The following is a 24,393-nucleotide window of genomic DNA, read 5'->3' as shown; positions in this document are numbered from 1 at the left end:
ATGTCATTTAATAAGTGGCATCCTAGATGTTTATTTGATTTGAATCAATACTCCACTTTTCGCATCGCGCTAATCAGGTTTTATGAGACTAACCAGTTATACAGATTTTGGATTGAGAGCCCTGCTCTATCTTGCCACCCTGCCGGAAGGGGAGTTGTCGAGCGTTGCCAAGGTATCGGCCCTGTATGGCGTTTCCCGCAACCACATGGTGAAGGTGGTCAATCAGCTGGTGAAGCTGGGCTATCTGCAATCCCAGCGGGGCAAGAATGGTGGTATTCGCATGGCTTGCGATCCCGCCACCATCAATATCGGGCAGGTGATCAGGGCGCTGGAAGGTAATCTGGACGGCATTGACTGCGGCTCGCCCGCTTGCCACATCGTCTCTGTCTGTCTGCTCAAGAGTGCGCTGAAAGAGGCGATGGATGCGTTTCTGGCGGTGATGGACAGCTATACGCTGCAAGACCTGCTGGCCAACCGTGACGAGCTACAGAGGGTGTTTGGCGAGTTGATCCCGACGCTGGTGCTGGAGCCGGATGATGAAGATGAGCAATGACGATGAGCAATAGAAAAGGGCTGCCACTGGCAGCCCTTTTTCAATCTTGCGAATCCGACTCCGCTCGGTACGATGCCGGCATGATCCGCGCCATCTTTACCATGTTGTTCTCCACATCGAGGATTTCGATAGGATAACCGGCCAGCCGGATCCCGATGTTGGGCTGGGGGATCTCCTCCAGATATTCGAGGATCAGGCCGTTGAGGGTACGCGGGCCGTCGATGGGCAGGTGCCAGTTCATCTCCTTGTTCAGCTCACGAATATTGGCTGAGCCTTCGACCAGATAAGAACCATCTGACTGGGGATGGATCTCGTCGCTCGGCGCTGGCGTCATGGAGGTGGTGAAGTCGCCCACGATCTCTTCCAGAATGTCGTCCAGAGTGATTAGACCTTGAATATCGCCGTATTCGTCGACGATAAGGCCAATTCGCTCCTTGTTGCGCTGGAATTTGGCCAGCTGCACGTTGAGCGGCGTTCCTTCCGGAATGAAGTAAATCTCGTCCACTTCCCGCAACAGACTCGATTTGTTGAACAGATCCCTGGCTACCAGCCGCAGGGCATCGCGCGCGTGCAAAAAGCCGACAACGTCGTCGATATTGTCGCGATAGAGGAGGATTTTGGTGTGTGCGCAGTGGGCCAGCTGGCGCTGGATGCTCTTCCAGTCATCGTTGATGTCGATGGCGTAGATATCGCTGCGTGGCACCATGATGTCCTCGACCAGCATCTTGTCGAGATCCAGAATGCTCAGCAGCATCTCCTGATGACGCTGGGGGATCAGGTTACCCGCCTCATTGACGATGGTGCGCAGTTCCTCGGTGTTGAGGGAGTCATCCTTGTTGGGATTGATCTTCAGCATCTTGAGCAGGCCGCTGGTGATGCCGTTGATCAGCCAGACCAGCGGTGAGAGCGGCACCATCAGCCCCTTGAGGATCCAGGAGGCGGGATAGGCGATCTTCTCCGGAAACATGGCGGCCAGGGTCTTGGGGGTCACTTCACCGAATACCAGTACCACCAGGGTCAGCCCGAAGGTGGCGATGGCGACCCCGAGATCACCAAACAGCCGGATACAGACGATGGTGGCGATGGCGGAGGCGAGGATATTGACCAGATTGTTGCCGATCAGGATCAGCCCCAGCAGGCGATCGGGGCGGGCGAGCAGTTGCTCAACGCGACGTGCGGCTTTGTGTTTGGTCTGTGCCAGATGCCGCAGTTTGTAGCGGTTGATGGACATCAGACCGGTTTCGGCACTGGAGAAAAAGGCGGAAAGAAGGATCAAGATAACGAGAACAATCAGTAATGTACTCGTTGAGATGCTGTCCAAAAAGGGCTCCTGTTGGATGGTATGGCTAAAAGAGTATAGGTGTCAGCTCAACAGCACTTCTTTGACGAAGCGGCTGCCAAAGTAGGCAAGAGTCAGGATGAAGCTGCCAATCAGACTGAGCGTGATGACTTTGCGGCCGCGCCAGCCATAGGTGTGATGACCCCACAGCAGCAACACGTAAACACACCATGCCAGGATGGAGAGCACTGCCTTGTGAGACTTGCCCTGGGCGAACATATCTTCGAGGAAGAAGAGGCCGGAGGCGATGGAGAGTGTAAGTAGCAGCACCCCTGCAGAGATCAACTGAAACAGTCGTTTCTCCACCGTCATCAGTGGCGGCATGGCTGGCAGGTTGCTGATTTTTCGAGATTTAAGCTGTTTGTCCAGACAGGCGAGCTGCAGCGCAAACAGACAGGCGATCATCAATACCGAGTAGGCCATCAGGGCGAGGCCGATGTGCAGCAACAGCTGGGGATGGGCCTCCAGATGGGTTATGTAGCGACCCGGGATCAAGGCGCTGGCAGCCAGCAACAGGGCCGAGAAGCTGTAGACCACCGGCAGCAGGATCCAGCCGTTGAAGCGGCGGGTTACGCAAGTCATGAAGCAACTGATAATAAGGCTGACCAGCGAGGCAACGTTGAGCATGCTCAGGTTCTGGCCGTAACTCTGCAATACCTCTGAACCGAGGGCGCTGGCGTGGGCGATCAGGGCCAATCCGATACAGGCAAACAGGGAGCGCTGTCCCACCGGCTTGGCGCTCAGTAACAGATGCAGGGAGGCGATGATGGCCAGCAGATAAAACGCCAGGGCCAGAACAGAGATTACGATCATAACCAGGTCGTTGTTGCACAAGCTTTTGAGGGTAAGAGGGGCAGTATACCTTGCACGAGAAGTGCTCGCCAGTTGTGCAACGGCCGATCTGCCCATATATAGGGAGAAGCTCCCTGCTGCTGCGGTGCGGTGAATAATCGTCCTCGCGCCCGCTCTGGGTTATAATGCCCCCAATTTATTACGCCAAGAACCGGAATCCGTCATGTTTGAGAATTTGACTGAACGACTCTCGCGCACCTTGCGCAATGTCAGTGGCCGTGGTCGCCTGACCGAAGACAATATCAAGGAAACCCTGCGTGAAGTCCGCATGGCGCTGCTCGAGGCGGATGTCGCCCTGCCGGTCGTGCGTGATTTCGTGGCGCGTGTCAAAGAGCGCGCAGTCGGGCAGGAAGTGGCCAAATCCCTGAGCCCGGGCCAGGCATTCATCAAGATTGTGCACGGTGAACTGGTCACCGTAATGGGGGAGGCCAACGAACAGCTCAACCTGGCTGCCCAGCCGCCTGCGATCATCCTGATGGCCGGTCTGCAGGGGGCCGGTAAGACCACCACAGTTGGCAAACTGGCCAAGCTGCTCAAAGAGCGCAGCAAGAAGAAGGTGCTGGTAGTTAGTGCCGACGTCTATCGTCCGGCGGCGATCAAACAGCTTGAAACCTTGGCCAATGACATCGGTGTCGACTTCTTCCCGAGCGATGCCAGCCAGAAGCCGGTCGATATCGCCACCGCCGCCATCGATCAGGCGCGCAAGAAATTCTATGACGTGGTGATCGTCGATACTGCCGGTCGTCTGCACGTAGACAGCGAGATGATGGCCGAGATCCAGGATCTGCATGCCACCATCAAGCCGGTCGAGACCCTGTTCGTGGTGGATGCCATGACCGGTCAGGATGCCGCCAACACCGCCAAGGCGTTCAATGAAGCGCTGCCGCTCACCGGTGTCATCCTTACCAAGGCGGACGGCGATGCCCGTGGTGGTGCCGCCCTGTCGGTGCGTCACATCACCGGCAAGCCGGTCAAGTTTATCGGTATGGGTGAAAAGACCGATGCGCTGGAGCCGTTCCACCCGGATCGTCTCGCCTCCCGTATCCTCGGTATGGGCGATGTGCTCTCTCTGATCGAGGAAGTCGAGCGCAACGTCGATAAAGAGAAAGCGGCCAAGCTGGCCAGCAAGGTCAAGAGTGGCAAGGGTTTCGATCTGGAAGATTTCCGCGAGCAGCTGGCCCAGATGCGCAACATGGGCGGTATGATGGGGATGCTCGACAAGCTGCCCGGCATGTCCGGTCTGCCGGATAACGTGAAAGATCAGATGGATGACAAGCTCACCGTGCGAATGGAGGCGATCATCAGCTCCATGACGCCCAAGGAGCGCGCCCATCCCGATCTTATCAAGGGGTCCCGCAAACGCCGTATCGCCGCAGGTTCCGGCATGCAGGTGCAGGATGTGAACAAGCTGCTCAAGCAGTTCACCGAGATGCAGCGCATGATGAAGAAAATGTCCGGTAAAGGCGGCATGCGCAAGATGATGAGCCAGATGAAGAACATGATGCCCCCCGGTTTCGGTGGCGGTCGCGGCCCGTTCTGATCCGGCCTGCGTGTTGATGGGGGTCTGCAGTTGCAGGCCCCTTTTCATTGCCGCTCTGCGCAAAAAATGGCTGGCTTGGTTGCAATTATTACGAATCCAAGTAGAATTACGCGGCTTATTTTAAGCTAGGGTCCGCGTGTTTGCGGGCCTTGTTCATTAGATGTTAATGAGGACGATATGGTAACCATTCGTTTACAACGTGGTGGCGCGAAAAAGCGTCCGTTCTACCAGGTAGTAGTTTCTGACAGCCGTTGCGCCCGTGACGGTCGCTTCATCGAGCGCGTTGGTTTCTTCAACCCGGTTGCTGCTGGTCAAGCTGAAAAGCTGAACCTGGACCTGGCTCGTATCGAGCATTGGGTTGCTACTGGTGCCGCTGTTTCTGACCGCGTTGCCAAGCTGATCAAAGACGCTAAAAAAGCTGCTTAATCAGCCCAACGGTAAGGAGTTAAGGTGGAAAAACCTGTAGTTCTGGGCACCCTGGGTACCGTTTATGGCATCAAGGGCTGGCTTAAAGTGAACTCCTTCACCGATGTTGCCGAAGCGATTTTCGATTACAACCCCTGGCTGATTAGTCAGAACGGGGCGTGGCGTGAAATCCGGGTTTCATCCTGGAAACGTCACAACAAGGGTCTGATCTGCAAACTCGATGGTATCGATGTGCGCGAAGATGCCCTGGCATTGACCAATGTCGAGATTGGCGTACCCGCCGATCTGTTGCCTGCGTTGCCTGAAGGTGAGTTCTACTGGCGTGACCTGATTGGTTGCTCCGTGGTGACCACCAAGGGATACGACCTGGGCAAGGTGACCGAATTGATGGAAACCGGCTCCAACGATGTGTTGGTGGTTGAGGCCAATGTAAAAGATGCCTTTGGTGCAAAGGAGCGGTTGATTCCGTTCTTGGAAGAGCAGGTGATCAAGAATATTGATCTGACTGCTCGAACAATCGAAGTTGATTGGGATCCTGGTTTCTAGTTTCCCGCGCTAACACGGGTGCCGGAGGTTTCTTATGTGGATTGGGGTTATTAGCCTCTTCCCTGAAATGTTCCGAGCCATTACCGAGCACGGGGTAACGGGTCGGGCCGTCAAGAGTGGCCTGCTGCAGATTGAGTGCTGGAACCCCCGGGAGTTTACCCACGATAAACACCGTACGGTCGATGATCGTCCTTATGGTGGTGGGCCCGGCATGTTAATGATGGTTCAGCCGCTGCGTGACGCGATTCATGCAGCCAAGCAAGCGGCGGGAGACGGGGCGAAAGTCATCTATCTCTCTCCTCAGGGACGCAAGCTGACTCAAGCGGGCGTAACCGAGTTGGCGACGAATCAGAAACTGATTCTGGTAGCCGGTCGATACGAAGGTATCGATGAACGCGTGATACAAACCGAAGTCGACGAAGAGTGGTCTATCGGGGATTACGTGTTAAGTGGTGGCGAGTTGCCTGCCATGACCCTGATCGATGCGGTTTCGCGTCTGGTCCCGGGGGTTTTGGGTGATCAGGCCAGTGCCGAGCAAGACTCCTTCACGGATGGCTTGCTGGATCATCCCCACTACACTCGGCCGGAGGTGTTGGATGGATTGGTGGTGCCCGAGGCGCTGACAAGCGGCAATCACGAAGTGATTCGACGCTGGCGTCTCAAGCAGTCGCTCGGACGAACCTGGCAAAGAAGGCCGGAACTTATTAACAACCTAGCTCTGACTGACGAGCAAGAATCACTTCTTGCCGAGTATGTCCGCGAAGTGCGTGACAGCGTTAAGTAGAGTTTTCAGTTTATCCTAGGTAAGGAAAGACAATGAGCAAGATTATTCAGCAGCTTGAACAAGAGCAACTGCGTACCGACATCCCGGCTTTTGCCCAGGGCGACACTGTACGTGTTCAAGTTCGTGTTAAAGAAGGTGGTAAAGAGCGTCTGCAGGCTTTCGAAGGCATCGTTATTGCCAAGCGTAACCGCGGTCTGCACTCTGCTTTCACCGTTCGCAAGATCTCCAACGGCGAAGGTGTTGAGCGTGTATTCCAGACTCACTCTCCGCTGATCCACAGTGTAGAACTGAAGCGTCGTGGTGATGTTCGCCGCGCCAAACTGTACTACCTGCGCAACCTGTCCGGCAAAGCTGCTCGTATCAAAGAGAAGCTCAACTAATTCGATTCGAATTGGTGTCGGTATGTCGGCAAATAGCTCGACAGGTAGTGAAAAGGCTCGCCAATGGCGAGCCTTTTTTGTATCCGTCTATTGGCTATCTGGGAGCCGTTACTGGATGACCCGAACTACCGAGTTGTCTCGCCCGAAGGGGCCTGGCACATAGTCATCCGCTGCCCAGTCATTCTCGTAGAGGGTTTCCCCTGCCGGGGTGATGAGCTGGTAGCAATATTCGAAGTAACCCGGGCCGTCGGTCGGCAGATTGAGGGTGGCTTTGAACTCGCCGCTCTTCATGCGCTTCAGCTCGACCGGTTGCCACTGGGTGAACTCGCCGATCAGCATCACCTGTTCCGCCCCTGCTGCTGCCTCTTTCTCTACGGCAAAGGTCACCTTGACCTCGGGCTTGGACTTTAAAAACTGTTTGATCAGTGGCATGACGCCTCCTTGTCTGTGAGTTAAAAATGGCTCCTGTCTATTTTTATACCACCATATGACAAAGATGTTGATAAGGCAGATCAAGTCGGCAAGGCAAAATAGCGTTGCAGCAAACTGTGGGTAAAGTCGATCTTGAGATAGAAGCCGCGGGGCAGGGTCATGATGGGTTGACCATCGCGGCCGATGGCGCGAGTCAGCGCCTTGTTGTTGGCCGCCTTGGGCCGCAGTTGCATCACCTGGCCGTGGCGTGCGCTGATCTGCTCCACTTCTCCCAGCACTATCATGTCCATTAGCTCCTCCCAGTCCTGACGCAGTAGCCGATCTTCCTCTTCATTCGGGCTCCACATCAGCGGCATGCCGACTCGCCGCTCGCCAACCGGGATCTCCCGACTGCCTTCCACCGGGATCCAGAGCACCCGGGAGAGCTTGTTGCGTACGTTGGACTCCTCCCAGCGCTGGCCGCTGACGCCGATCAGCGGGGCGACGCAGACGAAGGTGGTCTCCAGCGGTTTGCCTTGAGGATCCACGGGGATCGTCTTGAGTTCGATCCCCAGCTCCGGGAAGTCCTGCTCCGGCTTGCTCCCTGCGCTGGCTCCCAGTTGCAGCTCGATCAACTGACCGACCCACCCCTTGTCACGGCGCAGGTCTTTGGGCACCGCAACACCAGCCTCGGCGGCCAGCTGCGCCAGCGTGAAGCCGGCCATGGCATAGGCGCGGCTCAATAACTCCTGCTCGGATTGGGGATTGCTTGGCATAGTTGGCTCCATCTTGCTCGCCATATTCTAACAGGGGAGGATCCCGAGAAGGATCGCTGTTTTTATAACCGATCCTGAGTGGATAAGATCAAATGCAGAGAATTTGGGGGCTATCAGTTCATCATTATGATTTTAAAGGATTTTGTCTGTTTTATCGAGCAGTAAGCCAGGTCTGGTTTGACCTCGAAATAGTTGTCCAAGGGTTTGTGCATGATGTTACACACAGTTATCCACAGAAATCTTGGATAAGTGGATGAAAGTGATTGGAGTCGCTGATATGTTACAAAAAATTGTGAATGCCACCCCATTTTTACAGGGTAAACGGGGTAGATATTGTGCCACTCCTGTGGATAATTTCGCCGCGGTGGATCTTTGAGCAGTTGAACTTGTTCACAATCCGGATCATGGATCTGACTCTTGGGGGAACATGGACCTAGATCCAGTTGCCTTATCTCAAGTTTATAAAAAATAATGATTTTTTATATTTTATGTCGCGTGGTGATACGGAGGGGCACTTTTCGCGTACAGTTAAAAAGTACTGTATATACCCGTTTGCTAACAGCTTTATGCACAGCCTGGGTGGGCAACTTGGGGGCGCGGATCCTTGGATTTGTTTATAAGTATGTTTGAAATCGAAAGTTATTCATGAAACAGGGGATTCACTCCTTGTTTGCTGCCACGGAGTGAATGTGGAACAATCTCCTTATAGATTCAGCCTTTATAAGGTGATCACGTGATTGATGGCGACGGATTTCGTCCCAATGTCGGTATCGTGATCTGTAACCGTGAAGGACAAGTGTTGTGGGCTAAACGCTATGGGCAGCACTCCTGGCAGTTTCCGCAGGGGGGGGTTGATGATGGTGAAACGCCAGAGCAGGCCATGTATCGAGAGCTGTATGAGGAGATTGGCCTCAAGCCCGAAGATGTGACCATCATGGCCACCAGTCGTAACTGGCTAAAGTACCGTTTACCCAAACGTCTTGTCCGCTGGGACAGTTCACCGGTCTGTATTGGCCAAAAACAAAAATGGTTCCTGTTACAGCTGAATTCGGGCAAGGAGTCGCGGATCCAGTTCGGTTGTCATGGCCATCCCGAATTTGACGACTGGCGCTGGGTCAGCTTCTGGTATCCGGTGCGTCAGGTCGTCTCGTTCAAGCGGGAGGTTTACCGCCGGGTCATGAAAGAGTTTGCCCCGCTGGCGATGCCAGTGCCGGTAGTGCAGGTCAACAAGAAGGATGGGCGGCGCAACCGCGCCCGTTAAGGAGCACAGATTAGTTGTTAACGGAACTGAGACGTATCGTCGAGAGCATGGCCGAGGCCAATACCCTCGAGCAGGCCTTGCAGGCATTGGTGAGCCAGACCCGGCACGCCATGGCAGTGGACTGCTGCTCCGTCTATGTCTCGGAACCCGAGGTGCGCCGCTATCGCTTGGCGGCTACCGACGGCTTGGCCCCGTCCGCAGTCGGCAAGGTGACTCTGCCTTACGAGCAAGGCATCGTCGGTCTGGTGGGTCAGCGGGAAGAGTTGATCAACCTGGCTGATGCCCCCGCGCACCCCAGTTTCAAATTCCTGCCCGATGTTGCCGAAGAGGCGTTCCGCTCCTTCCTCGGCGCTCCCATCATGCATCAGCGTCAGGTAGTCGGCATTCTGGTGGTGCAGCAGAAGGAGAGCCGCCGCTTCGATGAGGGGGAAGAGTCCTTCATGGTCACCCTGGCGGCCCAGCTGGCGGCGCGGATCGCCCAGGCGCAAGCCAAGGGGTGGTTGCAGAAGACCGACTGGAGCAAGCCGCTGCGTGGTATTGCCGGTGCCAGCGGCATCGCCATGGCCAAGGCCTGGGTGTGGCGGCCCCGTAAGGCGCTCTCGTCCATTACCCCGCGCAAGGATGAAGACCATGCCAGCCAGCTGGCGCGGCTGGAGCTGGCGGTTGAGGAGGTGCGCCACGATCTGGAGAGTCTGGCGCTGCGTTTTCGCGAGAGCTACAGCCAGGATTCGGTGGCGATCTTCGATATCTATCTCCATCTGCTCAGCGATCCCGGCTACATCAAGCCCATTCGCAACAAGGTGAGCAAGGAGCACTGGACTGCGGTCTCTGCGGTCAAGCTGATTAGCGATCGCTTGATCGAGCAGTTCAAGGGGATGAAGGATCCCTACCTGCAGGAGCGCTCCACCGACGTGAAGGATATTGCCCAGCGGCTGATCAGCCGACTGGTGCAGAATGAACCGGAACATATCTCCATCGGCGAGCCGGTGGTGCTGGTTGCCGACGAGGTGACAGCCACCATTCTGGCGGAAGTGCCCCGCGAGTATCTGACCGGGGTGGTCTCGCTCAAGGGGGGAACCAACTCCCATGCGGCCATTCTGGCCCGCGCCATGGGGGTGGCCGCCATCATGGGGGTCGATCTGCCCCTTGGTGACATAGGCGGTCGCATGCTGGTCGTCGATGGCTACAGCGGCGATCTCTTCATCGAGCCCAATCAGGTGATCCTGACCGAGTATCGTCAGCTGCTGAGCGAAGAGCGGGCGCTCGATACCCTGGTGCGCAGCGTCGACAACCTGCCATCCGAGACGGCCGACGGCACCAAGGTCTCCCTGTTGCTCAACGCCGGTCTCAGCGCCGATACCGAGATCTCCCTCAACCAGCTGGCGGACGGGGTCGGGCTCTATCGCACCGAGATCCCCTTCATGCTGCAGGAGAGCTTCCCCTCCGAGTGGGAGCAGACTGCCCGCTATCGCGGCATTCTGGAGACCTACCGCAACCGACCGGTCTGCATGCGGACGCTGGATGTGGGCGGCGACAAGCCGTTACCCTATTTCCCCATCGTCGAGGAAAACCCCTTCCTTGGCTGGCGGGGGATCCGGATCACCCTGGATCACCCCGAACTGTTTCTGGTGCAGCTCAAAGCGATGCTGAGGGCTAGTGAAGGGCTGGACAATCTGGCCATCATGCTGCCGATGATCAGCAGCGTCAGCGAAATCAAAGCCTCCCGTCGTCTGCTGGATCAGGCGTGGCGAGAGGTGTCGGAAGAGGCGGCGAGCCGCGATGCAGTGATCCGCTACCCCAGCCTAGGGGTGATGATCGAGGTGCCCTCAGCCCTCTTTATCTTGCCGGAGATGGCGCCGCTCATCGACTTCTGGTCTGTGGGCAGTAACGACCTTACCCAGTACCTGCTGGCGGTGGATCGCAACAACTCCCGCGTTGCCAACATCTACGATGCCTTCCATCCTGCGGTGATCCGCGCCCTGCAACAGCTGGTTGATGCTTCCCATCGCTACCAGAAGCCGGTGTCGGTGTGTGGCGAGCTGGCCGGTGATCCGGTCGGTGTATTGCTGCTGCTGGCCATGGGTTATCGCCGCTTCAGTATGAATACCCACAACATCGCCCGGATCAAGTACGTGCTGCGTCAATCCACCCTGAGCGAGTTGACCGAACTGATGGCCGATGGCCTCAAACATGACAACCCCCACGTACTGCGCGGCCTGTTTGCCCGCTATCTGGAGGAGCATGGTTTGGGCGGTTTGCTGCGAGCCGGTCATAAATCGAAACAGAGTGATTGATAATCATGCCTTGTCCCTGCTGACGAATGATCGGAAAATGCGGCTTTTATTTTGACTGGGGCCGCATATGCAGCACGATGGATATTGGGTTTTCTCGCAGATTGATCCCGTAGCATTCAGTTTGGGACCACTATCGGTACGCTGGTATGGTCTCATGTACCTGTTCGGTTTTGCGTTTGCCATGTGGCTTGCCGGCCGTCGCGCCGATACACCGAATAGCGGCTGGACCCGCAACGAGGTGTCGGATCTGCTGTTCTACGGTTTCCTCGGGGTGATCCTCGGTGGCCGTGTCGGTTACGTGCTGTTCTACAACTTCGATCTCTTCCTCGCGGATCCCACCTATCTGTTCAAGATCTGGACCGGCGGTATGTCGTTCCACGGTGGTCTGATCGGGGTGATCACCGCGATGATCTGGTTTGCCCACAAGACCAAGCGCCACTTCTTCACCGTGGCCGACTTTGTGGCACCGCTCATTCCGTTTGGTCTCGGCGTTGGCCGGATCGGCAACTTCCTCAACGGCGAGCTGTGGGGCCGGGTCACCGATGTGCCCTGGGCCATCATCTTCCCGGAGGCGGGCCCCGAGCCGCGTCATCCCTCCCAGCTCTACCAGTTCGCACTGGAAGGGGTGGTGCTGTTCATCATCCTCAACCTGTTCTGGCGCAAGAATCCGCCCCGTGGTGCCATCTCCGGCATGTTCCTGCTGTTCTACGGCCTGTTCCGCTTCCTGGTGGAGTTTGTGCGCCAGCCGGACAGCCAGCTCGGTCTCTACTTCCAGGAAATTAGCATGGGCCAGATCCTCTCCACCCCGATGATTATCGCCGGTGCCCTGATGATTTGGGTTGCCTACAAGCGTCCGCAGTTGTTCGGTAATGCCGTGAAGGAGGTGAAATAATGCGAGCTTATCTCGACCTGATGCAGAAAATCCTCGATGAGGGCACCGTCAAGTCAGACCGTACCGGCACCGGTACTGTCTCCCTGTTCGGCCATCAGATGCGCTTCAATCTGGCGGAAGGTTTCCCGCTGGTGACCACCAAGAAGTGCCACCTGCGCTCCATCATTCACGAGCTGCTCTGGTTCCTCAATGGCGATACCAATACCGCCTATCTGAAGGAAAATGGCGTCAGCATCTGGGATGAGTGGGCCGACGAGAATGGCGATCTGGGGCCGGTTTACGGCGCGCAGTGGCGCTCCTGGTCTGCGGCCGACGGCTCTGTCATCGACCAGATCCAGAAGGCGGTGGATGACATCAAGCACAACCCGGATTCGCGCCGTATCATCGTATCCGCCTGGAACGTGGGCGAGCTGGACAAGATGGCGCTGGCTCCCTGCCACGCCTTCTTCCAGTTCTATGTGGCGGACGGTAAGCTCTCCTGCCAGCTTTACCAGCGCAGCTGTGATGTGTTCCTCGGCCTGCCGTTCAACATCGCCAGCTATGCCCTGCTGACCCACATGATGGCCCAGCAGTGCGATCTGGAAGTGGGTGACTTCGTCTGGACCGGTGGTGATGTGCACCTCTACTCCAACCACATGGAGCAGACTGCGCTGCAGCTATCCCGCGAGCCGCGCCCGCTGCCGACCCTGATGATCAAGCGCAAACCTGACTCCATCTTCGATTACAAGTTCGAGGATTTCGAGATCGAGGGTTATGACCCCCATCCCGGCATCAAGGCGCCCGTCGCCATCTGATAGCAAGGCGCCTCAGGGCGCCTTTTTTATGCAGTTAAATAATTGAAAATTCATTTTATTGATTAATAAGACGGTAGCCAGAGACGAGGAAAAACCTGCTTATAGCAGGTATGTTCTATTTTGCCTTCGGTTTTTTCGTTGTATTGAGCAGCAAGAAACGATTTTCCATTGGTTGTTGCAGGAGATAGACTCAAACCAAAGCAATACGGTGGAAAATTTAACCATGAGTGACGTAATCAAAAAGTTCCTGAAGCTGGAGGCCGCCTCCGGAATTATTCTGATCATGGCTGCCATGCTGGCAATGATTTTAGCCAATACCGCGCTGGCTGGCGGGTATCAGGCGTTTCTCGACACGCCGGTGCAGGTGCGCATTGCGGCCCTCGACATCAACAAGCCGCTGCTGCTCTGGATCAACGATGGCTTTATGGCGATCTTCTTCCTGCTGGTTGGCTTGGAAGTGAAACGAGAGATGCTGGAAGGGGCGCTCTCGACCCGGGTTCAGGCGACCTTCCCTGCTATTGCGGCGGTGGGCGGCATGCTGGCTCCGGCCTTGATCTACGCCTTTTTCAACTATTCGGATGAAGTGGCGCGTGCTGGCTGGGCGATCCCGGCTGCGACCGACATCGCCTTTGCCCTCGGGGTGATGGCGCTGCTTGGCAAGCGGGTTCCGGTGAGCCTCAAGGTATTCCTGTTGGCACTGGCCATCATGGATGACCTCGGTGTCATCATCATCATCGCGCTCTTCTATACCCAGCAACTGTCGCTGGAGGCGCTGGCCATCGGTATTCTGGCAACCCTCACCCTGCTTTGGATGAATCGTCGTGGTGAGGACAGGATCAGCCTTTACATGCTGGTTGGTCTGGTGCTCTGGGTTGCGGTGCTCAAGTCTGGTGTCCATGCGACGTTGGCCGGTGTGGTGGTGGGCTTTATGGTTCCGCTTAACGGCAAGCGTTACGCCTCGCCACTCAAGTATCTGGAGCATCAACTGCACCCCTGGAGTGCCTATCTGATCCTACCTCTGTTTGCCTTTGCCAACGCAGGGGTATCGCTGGAAGGGATTGGTCTCTCCTCCCTGCTGAGTCCGGTACCCATGGGGATCATGCTGGGGCTGTTTATCGGCAAGCCGCTCGGGGTGTTCACCATCAGCTGGCTGTCGGTCAAGCTGGGCATCGCCCAGTTGCCGCCCGGGGTCAACTTCAAGCAGATTTTTGCGGTCAGCATCCTCTGTGGCATCGGGTTCACCATGTCGATGTTTATCGCGTCGCTCGCCTTCGAGCACGGTGGGCTGGATTACGGCAGCTACTCTCGCCTCGGGATCCTGGTGGGCTCCACCATGGCGGCGGTAGTCGGCTATCTGGCCTTGCGCATGGCCCTTCCCAAGGGAGAAGGGGAACAGAGTACGGAGGGACTATGAAGCTGCATACAGGGTTGTTGATGCTGTTGTTGAGCCCCGCGGCCTGGGCCGGCGGGCTGGAGGATTGCAAGCAGGACGCCGCTTCGGCGAACTGCTCTGCCTATCTGAACGGAGTGGTAGACAGTGCCCTGCTGCTGGGGGACAAGCAGGCCAAGGCGCGCTTTGGCGAGACCTTCTCCGAGCGGGCGCTAAGCAGCCGGGCTGGCGAGATGGTCAAGCGCTCCAACAAGCGTTATTGCGCTGACCGGATGCCGGACAAGGCACGCCTCAAGGCCAGTCTGATGGAGCAGTTTGGCGCGAACAAGGTTGACTCGGTTAGCGACATGTATGACATTCTGGCGGTTGAACTCAGCTGCTACCGGAGTCCGCGTCAAGCGGGAACCCCATCGGATGTCACACCTTAACTACAACCATCTCTACTATTTCTGGATGACTCAGAAGAAGGGCTCCGTTACCCAGGCAGCAGAAGCCCTTTTTTTGACCCCGCAAACCGTCACCGGTCAGATCAAGCTGCTGGAGCAGCGCCTCGGGGGCAAGCTGCTCAAACGCAAGGGGCGCTCTCTTGAGGCGACCGAGCTGGGTCAGCTGGTGTTTCGTTATGCCGACAAGATGTTCAGCCTCTCCTACGAGATGCTCGATATCGTCAACTACCGCAAGGAGAGCCAGATCCTGTTCGACGTCGGCATCGCCGATGCCCTCTCCAAGCGCCTTGCCAGCCGCGTGCTGCTCTCTGTCATCCCCAATGATGGCTCCATCCACCTGCGCTGCTTCGAATCGACCCACGAACTACTGCTGGAGCAGCTGAGCGAGCACAAGCTCGATATGATCCTCTCCGACTGCCCGGTAGATTCCAGCCAGCATGCTGGATTGCTCTCCAAACGGCTGGGCGGCTGTGGCGTCAGCTTCTTCTGCAAGGCGCCATTGCCCGAAAAGCCATTTCCCGCCTGTCTGGAGGAGCGCAAGCTGTTGATCCCCGGTCGCCGTACTGCCATGGGGCGTCAGCTGACCCAGTGGTTCGAGCAGCAGGGGGTTTCTCCCAGCATTCTTGGCGAGTTTGATGATGCCGCCTTGATGAAGGCGTTTGGCTTCTTCAATCAGGGCATCTTCATGGCTCCCACCATCTATCGGGAGGAGATCCTTGAGGGGGAGGGGGTGATGCTGATCGGGGAAACCCAGGATCTGATGGAGGAGTATTACGTCATCTTCGCCGAGCGAATGATCCAGCATCCGGCGGTGAAGCGGGTCTGCGAGAGCGATTTTACCTTTCTCTTTTCCGGCCAGGAGAACTTCTCCGCCATCCAGCCGGCCACCCTGTCGTTTTAAAACGACCCGTCACCACGTATCATCGGCGATCAGTGGTAGAGGAGAGATATGATGCAACTTGAAGAGATGGAAGCCAATGCGAGTAAAGCGGTGGCCTTGCTCAAGGCGCTGGCCAACGAACGGCGGCTGTTTATTCTGTGCCAGTTGCTGGAGCGCGAACTGTCGGTGGGGGAGCTCAACGAGCGATTGGGATTGAGTCAGTCGGCCTTGTCACAGCATCTTGCGCTGCTGCGGCGGGATGAGCTGGTGACAACGCGCAAAGAGGCCCAGACGGTCTACTATTCGCTGCGCAGCCATGAGGTGCGTGAAATGATCAGTTTGCTGCATCGACTTTATTGCAGCGCAGATAAATAAAAAACCGGCACTAAGGCCGGTTTTTTCAGCTTTGATCAGCAGAAGCTGATTAAGCCATAGCTTTGATCTGGGCAGACAGGCGGCTCTTGTGACGAGCAGCTTTGTTCTTGTGGATCAGGCCTTTGGTCGCCATACGATCCATGATCGGCTGAGCAACAGCGAAAGCGGCAGTCGCAGCAGCTTTGTCGCCAGAGGCGATAGCAGCAATGACTTTCTTCAGGTAGGTACGGGTCATGGAACGACGGCTGGCGTTGTGCTGACGGCGTTTTTCTGACTGAAGAGCGCGCTTCTTAGCAGATTTGATGTTAGCCAAGGTAAAACTCCTAAAACTGTCTTAGCGAGTGTATTGAAAAGGCCCGGAAATATGCCCTTCCAACCACATATTGTCAAATGATTTGTGCAAATAAACACCGCCTCCCGGTGGTGTGTCAGTAGGGAGACGGTTAAACTGTCGGCCGATTCTAGCAGCATTCTTTTCATTCTGACAGTTCCAGAGGCCTCGTCTTGAGTAAGAAATTGATCAAATCCGGCATGATAGTGTCCGGAATGACGCTGGCATCCCGAGTAATGGGCTTGGTTCGCGATGTGGTTATCGCAAATCTGCTCGGTGCCGGGGTGGCCGCCGACGTCTTCTTTTTTGCCAATCGCATTCCCAACTTTCTGCGTCGCCTGTTCGCCGAAGGTGCCTTCAACCAGGCCTTTGTTCCCGTGATGACGGAGTACAAGAAAAATGGCGACGAGGGGGAAGTGCGTGAATTGCTGGCCGCAGTGGCGGGCACGCTGGGGGGGATAGTGACTGTGGTCACCCTGCTCGGTGTGCTGGGGTCTGGTGTGCTGACCGCGCTGTTTGGCTGGGGCTGGTTCTGGGACTGGCTGCATGGCGGCCCTGCGGCCGAGAAGTTCGAGCTCGCCAGTCTGATGCTCAAAATCACCTTCCCTTACCTCTGGTTTATCACTTTTACCGCCATGGCGGGGGCCATCCTCAACACCTTCGGCCGCTTTGCAGTCTCGTCGTTTACGCCGGTGTTTCTCAACATCACCATGATTGCGGCGGCCTGGTGGATTGCGCCGCTGATGGACAAACCTGAGATCTCGCTGGCGATTGGTGTCTTTTTGGGCGGTTTGGTGCAGTTTTTGTTCCAGTACCCCTTTTTGCGCCAAATCAACATGCTGGTATGGCCCAAGTGGGGATGGAATCACCCTGGGGTGGTGAAGATCCGCACACTGATGATCCCAGCCCTGTTCGGGGTCTCGGTCAGCCAGATCAACCTGCTGGTCAACACTATGCTGGCTTCTTTCCTCGCGACCGGTGCCATCAGCTATCTTTACTACTCGGATCGCCTGCTGGAGTTCCCCCTCGGGCTGTTTGCGGTAGCCATCAGTACCGTGATCCTGCCTGCGCTGGCTAAGAAGCATGTGGATGCCGATCCGGCGGACTTCTCCCGCACCATGGATTGGGGGGTGCGGATGGTGATGCTGCTCGGCCTGCCCGCCATGATAGGCATTGCGGTGATGCGCGAGCCCATTTTGCGGGTGCTGTTCATGCGCGGCGAGTTCGGCCTGCATGAAGTGAGCATGTCGAGCGCGAGCCTGCTGGCCTCCACTACCGGTCTGCTCTCCCTGATGCTGATCAAGGTACTGGCACCCGGTTACTACGCCCGTCAGGACACCAAAACTCCGGTGCGGATCGGGGTGATGTCGATGATTGCCAACATGGTCTGCAACCTCATCTTCATCTACCCGCTCGGTTACGTGGGGCTGGCGCTCTCGACCGCCTGCTCGGGCACTCTGAATGCGGCCTTGCTGTTCAAGGGGTTGTACCAGCAGAGCGTCTATCGTCCCTCCCGCCATACTGGCGTATTCTGCCTCAAGCTGCTGGTCGCCAGCGTGCTGATGGGCGGCGTGCTCGCCTATCTGTCGCCGGATCTGGCCCAGTGGGGCGCATGGAGCATGGGTAAGGCCAGTTTGCAGCTGACCATGCTGCTGTCGCTGGGGGCTGCGGTCTATGCCGTGGTGTTGCTGCTGCTGGGCATTCGGCCGCGTCACCTTAAATCGGGGCAGCAGTAGCCGTGATCCTGCGGTGTCATGGGGATAGTGTCTCATGGCGCCGCCAAGGGGCGGGATTGGGCCCGGATAGTTGAAATCAGGCTATGAGGGCTGACCCTGCCTGCTGCCTGATATATAATCCGCCGATTTCCATGGCAGCAACGCACAAGGCACTGATGGAGCTTATTCGCGGCATTCACAATCTCAAGCCCCGTCACCGGGGATGTGTATTAACCATTGGCAACTTTGATGGGGTTCATCAGGGTCACCATGCGGTATTGGCACGTCTCAAGGAGAAAGCGGCCCAGCTGGGATTGCCCGCCTGCGTCATGCTGTTTGAGCCGCAGCCGCTGGAGCTGTTTGCCGGCACAGCTGCGCCCGCCCGGCTGAGCCGGTTGCGGGAAAAGTACGAAGCACTGCAGGGGCTGCATATCGACCGCATGCTCTGTGTGCGCTTCAGCTACCGCTTTGCCGAGCAGGCGGCCTCGACATTCATCGAGCAGTTGCTGGTGGAGAAGCTCGGAGTGCGCTATCTGGTGGTCGGCGATGATTTTCGCTTCGGCAAGGGGCGGGAAGGGGATTTCCACCTGCTGGAGGAGGCGGGCCATCGCTTCGGCTTCGAGGTGATCAGTACCCAGAGCTTCCAGCTCGAACGGCAGCGGGTCAGCAGCACACTAGTACGTGAGGCCTTGAAAGCGGGCAGGATGGCGGAGGTGGAGCTGATGCTTGGCCGTCCCTACATCATCAGCGGCCGGGTGGCCCACGGCGACAAGCTGGGGCGCACCATAGGTTTTCCCACTGCCAATCTGGCCCTCAAGCGTCAGGTGATCCCGGTCGGTGGCGTGTTTGCGGTGGAAGTGATATGTTCCGGCAAGACCTTCCCCGGTGTAGCCAATGTGGGTGTACGGCCGACCTTGAGCGGTACACAAGCCAGATTGGAAGTACATCTATTTGATTTTTCTGGTGATCTATATGGTCAGCAGGTCAAGGTGCTGCTTCGCCACAAGCTGCGCGAAGAGCAGAAGTTTGCCTCTTTCACTGCCTTGAAAGAGCAGATCGAACGAGATGCCCTGGCGGCCCGAGCCTGGTTCGGGCTGCCACAATTCAATTTACCCAGCACTCTTTTAGAAAAGAAGGGAACCCAGGACTGATGAGCGACTATAAACACACCCTGAATCTTCCGGAAACCGAGTTTCCGATGCGTGGCGATCTGGCCAAGCGCGAACCCAACATGCTGAAACGTTGGTACGATCAGGATCTCTACGGCGCTATTCGCCGCGCCAAAGCGGGCAAGCCTTCTTTCATTCTGCATGATGGCCCCCCCTATGCGAACGGCAACATTCACATCGGTCACTCGGTCAACAAGATCCTCAAAGACATCATCATCAAGTCCAAGGGCCTCTCCGGTTTCGATTCCCCCTATGTGCCGGGTTGGGATTGCCACGGTCTGCCTATCGAACTGAAAGTAGAAGGCATGGTCGGCAAGCCGGGCGAGAAGGTTTCCGCTGCCGAATTCCGCGCCGAGTGCCGCAAATACGCCAAGACCCAGATCGAAGCGCAGAAGACCGACTTCATCCGTCTGGGTGTGCTGGGTGACTGGGAACACCCCTACCTGACCATGGATTTTGGCACCGAAGCCAACATCATCCGCTCCATGGCCAAGATCGTTGAAAACGGTCACCTGCACAAAGGTTCCAAGCCGGTGCACTGGTGTACCGATTGCGGCTCCGCGCTGGCTGAAGCCGAAGTGGAGTACTACGACAAGAACTCTCCCTCCATCGATGTGCGCTTCAAGGCCGTTGATGAGGCGACCGTTGCCGCCAAGTTTGACTGCGCCGAAGGCCACACCGGCAAGGGCCCGATCTCTGCGGTGATCTGGACCACCACTCCGTGGACCCTGCCAGCCAACCGCGCCATCGCCATGCACGCCGATCTGGATTACGCACTGGTGCAGGTTGAAGGTGAGCATCCCGAGCGTCTGATCCTGGCCGCCGAGCTGGTCAAGGATGTGATGGATCGCGCCGGTATCGAGAAGTTCCACAATCTGGGTTACGCCAAGGGCGCCGCGCTTGAGTTGCTGCGATTCAACCACCCCTTCTACAGCTTCGACGTGCCGGTGGTACTGGGTGACCACGTCACCCTGGATGCCGGTACCGGCGCCGTACACACTGCCCCAGGCCACGGTCAGGAAGACTTCGTGGTCGGCCAGAAATACGGTCTGGAAGTGGCCAACCCGGTTGGCAGCAACGGTGTTTACCTGCCGGATACCGAACTGTTTGCTGGCCAGCATGTGTTCAAGGCCAATGCCTCCGTGATCGAAGTGCTGACCGAGCGCGGCGCCTTGCTGCATCACAAGGTGTTCAACCACTCCTATCCGCACTGCTGGCGTCACAAGACCCCGATCATCTTCCGTGCCACCCCGCAGTGGTTCATCAGCATGGAGCAGAAGGGTCTGCGCAAGCGCGCGCTGGAAGAGATCGAGCGCATCGAGAAGGACGGCATTGCCCAGCAAGGCCAGAGCGGCTGGGTACCGGCCTGGGGTAAAAACCGCATTCAGGCGATGGTTGAGAACCGCCCTGACTGGTGTATCTCCCGTCAGCGTACTTGGGGTGTGCCCATCTCCCTGTTCGTCCATAAAGAGACCCAGGAACTGCATCCGGAATCCGTGCGCCTGATGCACGAAGTAGCCAAGCGGGTCGAGCAGTCCGGCATTCAGGCATGGTGGGATCTGGACAAGGCTGAGCTGCTGGGTAGCGACGCCGACATGTACGACAAGGTGCCTGACACCCTCGACGTCTGGTTTGACTCCGGTTCTACCCACGCCTCCGTGGTCGATGCCCGTCCCGAGTTCAACGGCAAGCCAGCCGACATGTATCTGGAAGGTTCTGACCAGCACCGTGGCTGGTTCATGTCCTCCCTGATGATCGGTGTGGCCATGAAGGACAAGGCTCCCTACAACCAGGTGCTGACTCACGGCTTCACCGTGGATGGTCAGGGTCGCAAGATGTCCAAGTCCATCGGCAACGTGGTGAGCCCGCAGGACGTAATGAACAAGCTGGGTGCAGACATCCTGCGTCTGTGGGTAGCGAGCACTGACTACACCGGCGAGATGACCGTCTCCGACGAGATCCTCAAGCGCTCTGCCGATGCCTATCGTCGTATCCGCAACACCGCCCGCTTCCTGCTGGCCAACCTGAACGGCTTCAATCCGGCGACCGACATGGTGGCTCCTGCCGACATGGTGGTAGTGGATCGCTGGGCTGTGGGCCGTGCCAAAGCAGTACAGGCCGAGATCGTGGCCGCATTCGACGAGTACAACTTCCACGGCGTGACACAGAAGCTGATGCAGTTCTGCTCCATCGAGATGGGCTCCTTCTATCTGGATGTCATCAAGGATCGTCAGTACACCGCCAAGGCTGACAGCCTGGCCCGTCGCTCCTGCCAGACCGCCCTCTATCACATCGCCGAGGCCATGGTGCGCTGGATGGCGCCGATCATGAGCTTCACCGCCGATGAAATCTGGGCCCTGCTGCCGGGTGAGCGCGGCGAGTTCGTCTTCACTGAAGAGTGGTACGACGGCCTGTTCGGGCTGGAAGCGGGCGAAGTGCTGAACGACGATTTCTGGGCCGAGATCCTCACCGTGCGTGGTGAAGTGAACAAGGCGCTGGAAGTGGCCCGTGGCGAGAAGCGTATCGGAGGCTCCCTGCAGGCCGAACTGACCCTGTTCGCCAAGCCGGAGCTGGCTGCACGCCTGAATGCCCTGGCCGATGAGCTGCGTTTCGTGCTGCTCACCTCCAAGGCCAAGGTGGTCGTGGTTGATACTGCGCCGGAAGGCTCTGTGGCGACCGAACGTGATGACCTGTGGCTGAGCGTGGCCCAGTCTGCCGCCGCCAAGTGCGACCGCTGCTGGCACCATGTCGAAGATGTGGGCACCATAGCCGGTCACGAAGAGATCTGTGGCCGCTGCGTCACCAACGTCGAGGGTGACGGCGAAACGCGTCAATTTGCCTGATGAACATGACTCAACATAAAAGCGGCCTGCGTTGGCTGTGGCTGGCAGTGCTGGCCTTTGTACTGGACCAGGCGAGCAAGCTTGCCGTGGTCAAGTTGCTGCCATTTGGTTACCCGGGGGTGGAGATCACCCCCTTCTTCAATCTGGTTCACGTCTACAACAAGGGCGCCGCATTCAGCTTTCTGGCTGATCAGGGGGGCTGGCAGCGCTGGTTCTTCGCGGTGCTGGCTTTTGCCATCTGTGGATTGCTGATCCACTGGCTGCACAAGCAGTCGGTGACCCAGCGTTGGAGCGGTATCGCCTATTCATTCATCATCGGCGGCGCCCTCGGCAACGTCTTTGATCGACTGGTGTTGGGCCATGTGGTCGATTTTCTCGATTTCTACTGGGGTTCCGCTCACTGGCCTGCGTTCAACCTGGCCGACAGCTTTATCTTTATCGGGGCCGCCATGATTGTGCTGGACGGTTTCCGTGGTGAGAAAAAGGAGCAGGCATGAGCCAGCAGATCACCGCTAACAGCAGCGTGCTGTTCCACTTCTCCATCAAGCTGGAAGATGGCTCGGTTGCCGACAGCACGGCGCTGCACGGCAAACCAGCCCGCCTGCGGATGGGCGATGGCAGCCTGACCCCCACCTTCGAGCAGTGTCTGCTGGGCCTGTGCGAAGGGGAGAGCAAGAGTTTTACTCTGGCGCCGGAAGAGGCCTTTGGTCTCTCCAATCCCGACAATATCTACCATCTCGACCGTGCCAAATTTGGCGCCGATGTGGAGCCAAAAGTCGGCACCATCATCCTGTTCGATCAGCCCAATGGCAGCGAGCTGCCGGGCATTATCCGGGCGGTAGCCGGGATGTCGGTGACGGTCGATTTCAACCACCCGCTGGCCGGTCATACCGTCACCTTCGAGGTGGAGATCCTGGGCGTTGATGATGAGGAGAAGGTGCATTAATGGATATTCTGCTCGCTAACCCTCGCGGTTTTTGCGCCGGTGTTGATCGCGCCATCAGCATTGTCGAGAGCGCGCTGGAGAAGTTCGGTGCCCCCATCTATGTCCGCCACGAAGTGGTGCATAACCGGTATGTGGTGAACAAGCTGAAAGAGGCTGGCGCAGTCTTCGTCGAGGAGCTCGACGAGGTGCCGGACGACAGCATCGTCATCTTTTCTGCTCACGGCGTGGCCAAGACAGTGCGCGAGATGGCCAAGTCCCGCGCCCTCAAGGTATTTGATGCCACCTGTCCGCTAGTGACCAAGGTTCACATGGAAGTCCATCGCGCCAGCCGCAAGGGCTCCGAGGCTGTGCTCATCGGCCACGCCGGTCACCCCGAGGTGATCGGGACCATGGGGCAGTACGAGAATCGCGAAGGCGGCATGTATCTGGTAGAAACACCGGAAGATGTGGCCAAGCTCAAGGTAAAGAATCCGGATGACCTCTGCTTCGTCACCCAGACCACCCTGAGCGTGGATGAGACCTCTGACGTCATCGATGCGCTGCGCAAGCACTTCCCCAAGATCCAGGGGCCGCGCAAGGACGATATCTGCTACGCCACCCAAAACCGTCAGGATGCGGTGCGGGAGATGGCGGGGCTGGTGGACGCCATGCTGGTGGTGGGGTCTCGTAACTCCTCCAACTCCAACCGTCTGCGCGAGCTGGCCGAGAAGGTGGGCGCCAGAGCCTATCTTATCGACGATGCGTCGATGATCGAGGCGAGCTGGCTGGAAGGCGTGAAGGCGATCGGCGTCACTGCAGGTGCATCCGCCCCCGAGGTGCTGGTGCAAAACGTGATTGCCCGCCTGCGGGAGCTGGGAGGCAAGGTGGTCGCCGAGCATCCTGGCCGTGAAGAGAACGTAGTCTTTGAGGTTCCTCCCGAACTTAGAATAATTTGAGTGCAGCCAGGAAGGCTTAAGAATAAAGTGTGTTGATAATGGCGCCGGGTTTGTTCAAGAGACAGGCTCGGCGTTAAACTTATGAAGCAGTCTGTCACCAAGGATGGGATATGATTGGATACTTTCGTGGCTTTTCTCTTATTGAGTTGATGATTGTCATCGCCATCGTGGCGATTCTTGGCACCATCGCTTATCCCGCCTATCAGCAATATGTGCTGACCAGTCATCGTGTCGAAGCCAAGAGCATGCTGCTCAATGCGGCCAATCGGCAAGAAACCTATTTTATGGATTTCAATCAGTATGCATCCTCTGCTGCTGCTCTTGGTATCAGTAGTGCATCTGAGAATGGTCTGTATCAATTATCCATTGCCGTATCAGGTAACACCTACACCTTGTCAGCCAGTGCTGGCGCGACGACAGCCCAAGCTAACGATACCGATTGCACAGTGTTTTCCATTAATCAGTTGGGCGTCAAAAGTGCCTCTGGTGCAGCTAGCAATAGCTGTTGGGAATAG

Annotated in this window: 26 protein-coding genes; 21 read left to right on the top strand and 5 right to left on the bottom strand. The window is 57.2% G+C overall.

The features are described from left to right. The first annotated feature begins 82 nt into the window (after nucleotides 1–82). Nucleotides 83–553: an Rrf2 family transcriptional regulator gene (locus ACTG19_RS09965; protein WP_005340388.1), complete on the top strand. Its 471-nt coding sequence runs from the start codon at nucleotides 83–85 to the stop codon at nucleotides 551–553. Between the two features lie 40 nt (nucleotides 554–593). Here the strand turns inward: ACTG19_RS09965 and ACTG19_RS09960 are convergent, their stop codons facing one another. Continuing rightward, the gene (locus ACTG19_RS09960; protein ID WP_206900538.1) at nucleotides 594–1,874 is read right to left on the bottom strand and encodes an HlyC/CorC family transporter; all 1,281 of its coding nucleotides are present in this window, start codon (nucleotides 1,872–1,874) and stop codon (nucleotides 594–596) included. A 42-nt stretch (nucleotides 1,875–1,916) separates the two neighbouring features. Continuing rightward, nucleotides 1,917–2,705: a cytochrome C assembly family protein gene (locus ACTG19_RS09955; RefSeq protein ID WP_005340390.1), complete on the bottom strand. Its 789-nt coding sequence runs from the start codon at nucleotides 2,703–2,705 to the stop codon at nucleotides 1,917–1,919. Between the two features lie 202 nt (nucleotides 2,706–2,907). On the opposite strand from ACTG19_RS09955, the gene ffh reads away from it, so the two are divergent. The 5 genes from ffh to rplS all read left to right on the top strand — a co-directional run bounded on the left by ffh (nucleotide 2,908) and on the right by rplS (nucleotide 6,420). Continuing rightward, nucleotides 2,908–4,284, top strand: a complete 1,377-nt coding sequence (ffh, locus tag ACTG19_RS09950; RefSeq protein ID WP_005357987.1) for a signal recognition particle protein — start codon at nucleotides 2,908–2,910, stop codon at nucleotides 4,282–4,284. 177 nt (nucleotides 4,285–4,461) lie between these two features. After that, nucleotides 4,462–4,710 (top strand): 30S ribosomal protein S16, encoded by a 249-nt coding sequence (gene rpsP, locus ACTG19_RS09945; RefSeq protein WP_005340392.1) that lies wholly within the window; start codon nucleotides 4,462–4,464, stop codon nucleotides 4,708–4,710. Nucleotides 4,711–4,734: 24 nt separating this feature from the next. Continuing rightward, the gene (gene rimM / locus ACTG19_RS09940; RefSeq protein ID WP_113740096.1) at nucleotides 4,735–5,256 is read left to right on the top strand and encodes a ribosome maturation factor RimM; all 522 of its coding nucleotides are present in this window, start codon (nucleotides 4,735–4,737) and stop codon (nucleotides 5,254–5,256) included. Nucleotides 5,257–5,290: 34 nt separating this feature from the next. Beyond that, the gene (gene trmD / locus ACTG19_RS09935; protein ID WP_113740097.1) at nucleotides 5,291–6,040 is read left to right on the top strand and encodes a tRNA (guanosine(37)-N1)-methyltransferase TrmD; all 750 of its coding nucleotides are present in this window, start codon (nucleotides 5,291–5,293) and stop codon (nucleotides 6,038–6,040) included. Nucleotides 6,041–6,072: 32 nt separating this feature from the next. After that, nucleotides 6,073–6,420 carry a 50S ribosomal protein L19 gene (gene rplS / locus ACTG19_RS09930; RefSeq protein ID WP_005313505.1) on the top strand — a complete coding sequence of 116 codons (348 nt, stop codon included), beginning with the start codon at nucleotides 6,073–6,075 and terminating at the stop codon, nucleotides 6,418–6,420. A gap of 108 nt (nucleotides 6,421–6,528) precedes the next feature. On the opposite strand, the gene ACTG19_RS09925 is transcribed toward rplS, so the two are convergent. Together ACTG19_RS09925 and mutH are read right to left on the bottom strand one after the other, a co-directional pair. Continuing rightward, a complete protein-coding gene (locus tag ACTG19_RS09925; protein ID WP_005348910.1) occupies nucleotides 6,529–6,852 on the bottom strand; it encodes an isoamylase early set domain-containing protein in 324 nt (107 codons plus the stop codon). 80 nt (nucleotides 6,853–6,932) lie between these two features. Further along, nucleotides 6,933–7,607 (bottom strand): DNA mismatch repair endonuclease MutH, encoded by a 675-nt coding sequence (mutH, locus tag ACTG19_RS09920; protein ID WP_042084339.1) that lies wholly within the window; start codon nucleotides 7,605–7,607, stop codon nucleotides 6,933–6,935. A 733-nt stretch (nucleotides 7,608–8,340) separates the two neighbouring features. Between mutH and rppH the strand changes: the two genes are divergently transcribed. From rppH to ACTG19_RS09880, 8 genes are all read left to right on the top strand, one after another. After that, nucleotides 8,341–8,868, top strand: a complete 528-nt coding sequence (gene rppH / locus ACTG19_RS09915; protein WP_005357996.1) for an RNA pyrophosphohydrolase — start codon at nucleotides 8,341–8,343, stop codon at nucleotides 8,866–8,868. A gap of 14 nt (nucleotides 8,869–8,882) precedes the next feature. After that, the gene (ptsP, locus tag ACTG19_RS09910) at nucleotides 8,883–11,162 is read left to right on the top strand and encodes a phosphoenolpyruvate--protein phosphotransferase (protein WP_005348914.1); all 2,280 of its coding nucleotides are present in this window, start codon (nucleotides 8,883–8,885) and stop codon (nucleotides 11,160–11,162) included. 67 nt (nucleotides 11,163–11,229) lie between these two features. Then, nucleotides 11,230–12,054, top strand: a complete 825-nt coding sequence (gene lgt, locus ACTG19_RS09905; RefSeq protein WP_113740098.1) for a prolipoprotein diacylglyceryl transferase — start codon at nucleotides 11,230–11,232, stop codon at nucleotides 12,052–12,054. Beyond that, the gene (gene thyA, locus ACTG19_RS09900; protein WP_113740099.1) at nucleotides 12,054–12,848 is read left to right on the top strand and encodes a thymidylate synthase; all 795 of its coding nucleotides are present in this window, start codon (nucleotides 12,054–12,056) and stop codon (nucleotides 12,846–12,848) included. Before lgt ends, thyA begins: the two co-directional genes overlap by 1 nt. A 223-nt stretch (nucleotides 12,849–13,071) precedes the next feature. After that, nucleotides 13,072–14,262 carry a Na+/H+ antiporter NhaA gene (gene nhaA / locus ACTG19_RS09895; RefSeq protein WP_005348917.1) on the top strand — a complete coding sequence of 397 codons (1,191 nt, stop codon included), beginning with the start codon at nucleotides 13,072–13,074 and terminating at the stop codon, nucleotides 14,260–14,262. Further along, nucleotides 14,259–14,666 carry a hypothetical protein gene (locus tag ACTG19_RS09890; protein ID WP_019445581.1) on the top strand — a complete coding sequence of 136 codons (408 nt, stop codon included), beginning with the start codon at nucleotides 14,259–14,261 and terminating at the stop codon, nucleotides 14,664–14,666. The genes nhaA and ACTG19_RS09890 overlap by 4 nt, the downstream gene beginning before the upstream one ends. Then, the gene (nhaR, locus tag ACTG19_RS09885; protein ID WP_005340434.1) at nucleotides 14,653–15,585 is read left to right on the top strand and encodes a transcriptional activator NhaR; all 933 of its coding nucleotides are present in this window, start codon (nucleotides 14,653–14,655) and stop codon (nucleotides 15,583–15,585) included. Before ACTG19_RS09890 ends, nhaR begins: the two co-directional genes overlap by 14 nt. Nucleotides 15,586–15,636: 51 nt before the next feature. After that, nucleotides 15,637–15,939: an ArsR/SmtB family transcription factor gene (locus tag ACTG19_RS09880; protein WP_013724128.1), complete on the top strand. Its 303-nt coding sequence runs from the start codon at nucleotides 15,637–15,639 to the stop codon at nucleotides 15,937–15,939. 49 nt (nucleotides 15,940–15,988) lie between these two features. Here the strand turns inward: ACTG19_RS09880 and rpsT are convergent, their stop codons facing one another. Next, nucleotides 15,989–16,252 (bottom strand): 30S ribosomal protein S20, encoded by a 264-nt coding sequence (gene rpsT, locus ACTG19_RS09875; protein ID WP_005308808.1) that lies wholly within the window; start codon nucleotides 16,250–16,252, stop codon nucleotides 15,989–15,991. Nucleotides 16,253–16,443: 191 nt separating this feature from the next. On the opposite strand from rpsT, the gene murJ reads away from it, so the two are divergent. From murJ to ACTG19_RS09840, 7 genes are all read left to right on the top strand, one after another. Continuing rightward, nucleotides 16,444–18,006: a murein biosynthesis integral membrane protein MurJ gene (gene murJ / locus ACTG19_RS09870; protein WP_005348927.1), complete on the top strand. Its 1,563-nt coding sequence runs from the start codon at nucleotides 16,444–16,446 to the stop codon at nucleotides 18,004–18,006. 155 nt (nucleotides 18,007–18,161) lie between these two features. Then, the gene (ribF, locus tag ACTG19_RS09865) at nucleotides 18,162–19,136 is read left to right on the top strand and encodes a bifunctional riboflavin kinase/FAD synthetase (protein WP_113740101.1); all 975 of its coding nucleotides are present in this window, start codon (nucleotides 18,162–18,164) and stop codon (nucleotides 19,134–19,136) included. Further along, complete coding sequence (gene ileS / locus ACTG19_RS09860; RefSeq protein WP_113740102.1) at nucleotides 19,136–21,997, top strand: isoleucine--tRNA ligase; 2,862 nt, start codon at nucleotides 19,136–19,138, stop codon at nucleotides 21,995–21,997. Before ribF ends, ileS begins: the two co-directional genes overlap by 1 nt. Continuing rightward, entirely contained in the window at nucleotides 21,997–22,494 is a 498-nt protein-coding gene (gene lspA / locus ACTG19_RS09855) for a signal peptidase II (RefSeq protein ID WP_439989035.1), read from the top strand. The genes ileS and lspA overlap by 1 nt, the downstream gene beginning before the upstream one ends. Further along, a complete protein-coding gene (gene fkpB / locus ACTG19_RS09850) occupies nucleotides 22,491–22,943 on the top strand; it encodes an FKBP-type peptidyl-prolyl cis-trans isomerase (RefSeq protein ID WP_042059691.1) in 453 nt (150 codons plus the stop codon). Before lspA ends, fkpB begins: the two co-directional genes overlap by 4 nt. After that, nucleotides 22,943–23,878 carry a 4-hydroxy-3-methylbut-2-enyl diphosphate reductase gene (gene ispH / locus ACTG19_RS09845; protein ID WP_058057986.1) on the top strand — a complete coding sequence of 312 codons (936 nt, stop codon included), beginning with the start codon at nucleotides 22,943–22,945 and terminating at the stop codon, nucleotides 23,876–23,878. Before fkpB ends, ispH begins: the two co-directional genes overlap by 1 nt. Nucleotides 23,879–23,988: 110 nt before the next feature. After that, entirely contained in the window at nucleotides 23,989–24,393 is a 405-nt protein-coding gene (locus tag ACTG19_RS09840) for a type IV pilin protein (RefSeq protein WP_216949680.1), read from the top strand.

Source organism: Aeromonas sp. 3P, assembly GCF_051919745.1.
Lineage (GTDB): Bacteria > Pseudomonadota > Gammaproteobacteria > Enterobacterales > Aeromonadaceae > Aeromonas > Aeromonas veronii.
This window is presented reverse-complemented; position numbering and strand designations above follow the sequence as displayed.

What these genes read in the sequence shown, in the direction of transcription:
- ACTG19_RS09955 (WP_005340390.1), bottom strand. Translation starts at nt 2,705, where the DNA reads ATGATCGTAATCTCTGTTCTGGCCCTGGCGTTTTATCTGCTGGCCATC.
- thyA (WP_113740099.1), top strand. Translation starts at nt 12,054, where the DNA reads ATGCGAGCTTATCTCGACCTGATGCAGAAAATCCTCGATGAGGGCACC.
- mutH (WP_042084339.1), bottom strand. Translation starts at nt 7,607, where the DNA reads ATGCCAAGCAATCCCCAATCCGAGCAGGAGTTATTGAGCCGCGCCTAT.
- lspA (WP_439989035.1), top strand. Translation starts at nt 21,997, where the DNA reads ATGAACATGACTCAACATAAAAGCGGCCTGCGTTGGCTGTGGCTGGCA.
- ispH (WP_058057986.1), top strand. Translation starts at nt 22,943, where the DNA reads ATGGATATTCTGCTCGCTAACCCTCGCGGTTTTTGCGCCGGTGTTGAT.
- ACTG19_RS09890 (WP_019445581.1), top strand. Translation starts at nt 14,259, where the DNA reads ATGAAGCTGCATACAGGGTTGTTGATGCTGTTGTTGAGCCCCGCGGCC.
- fkpB (WP_042059691.1), top strand. Translation starts at nt 22,491, where the DNA reads ATGAGCCAGCAGATCACCGCTAACAGCAGCGTGCTGTTCCACTTCTCC.
- rpsP (WP_005340392.1), top strand. Translation starts at nt 4,462, where the DNA reads ATGGTAACCATTCGTTTACAACGTGGTGGCGCGAAAAAGCGTCCGTTC.
- ffh (WP_005357987.1), top strand. Translation starts at nt 2,908, where the DNA reads ATGTTTGAGAATTTGACTGAACGACTCTCGCGCACCTTGCGCAATGTC.
- nhaA (WP_005348917.1), top strand. Translation starts at nt 13,072, where the DNA reads ATGAGTGACGTAATCAAAAAGTTCCTGAAGCTGGAGGCCGCCTCCGGA.
- ACTG19_RS09965 (WP_005340388.1), top strand. Translation starts at nt 83, where the DNA reads ATGAGACTAACCAGTTATACAGATTTTGGATTGAGAGCCCTGCTCTAT.
- trmD (WP_113740097.1), top strand. Translation starts at nt 5,291, where the DNA reads ATGTGGATTGGGGTTATTAGCCTCTTCCCTGAAATGTTCCGAGCCATT.
- ileS (WP_113740102.1), top strand. Translation starts at nt 19,136, where the DNA reads ATGAGCGACTATAAACACACCCTGAATCTTCCGGAAACCGAGTTTCCG.
- ribF (WP_113740101.1), top strand. Translation starts at nt 18,162, where the DNA reads ATGGAGCTTATTCGCGGCATTCACAATCTCAAGCCCCGTCACCGGGGA.
- ACTG19_RS09840 (WP_216949680.1), top strand. Translation starts at nt 23,989, where the DNA reads ATGATTGGATACTTTCGTGGCTTTTCTCTTATTGAGTTGATGATTGTC.
- ACTG19_RS09880 (WP_013724128.1), top strand. Translation starts at nt 15,637, where the DNA reads ATGCAACTTGAAGAGATGGAAGCCAATGCGAGTAAAGCGGTGGCCTTG.
- lgt (WP_113740098.1), top strand. Translation starts at nt 11,230, where the DNA reads ATGCAGCACGATGGATATTGGGTTTTCTCGCAGATTGATCCCGTAGCA.
- ACTG19_RS09925 (WP_005348910.1), bottom strand. Translation starts at nt 6,852, where the DNA reads ATGCCACTGATCAAACAGTTTTTAAAGTCCAAGCCCGAGGTCAAGGTG.
- rplS (WP_005313505.1), top strand. Translation starts at nt 6,073, where the DNA reads ATGAGCAAGATTATTCAGCAGCTTGAACAAGAGCAACTGCGTACCGAC.
- nhaR (WP_005340434.1), top strand. Translation starts at nt 14,653, where the DNA reads ATGTCACACCTTAACTACAACCATCTCTACTATTTCTGGATGACTCAG.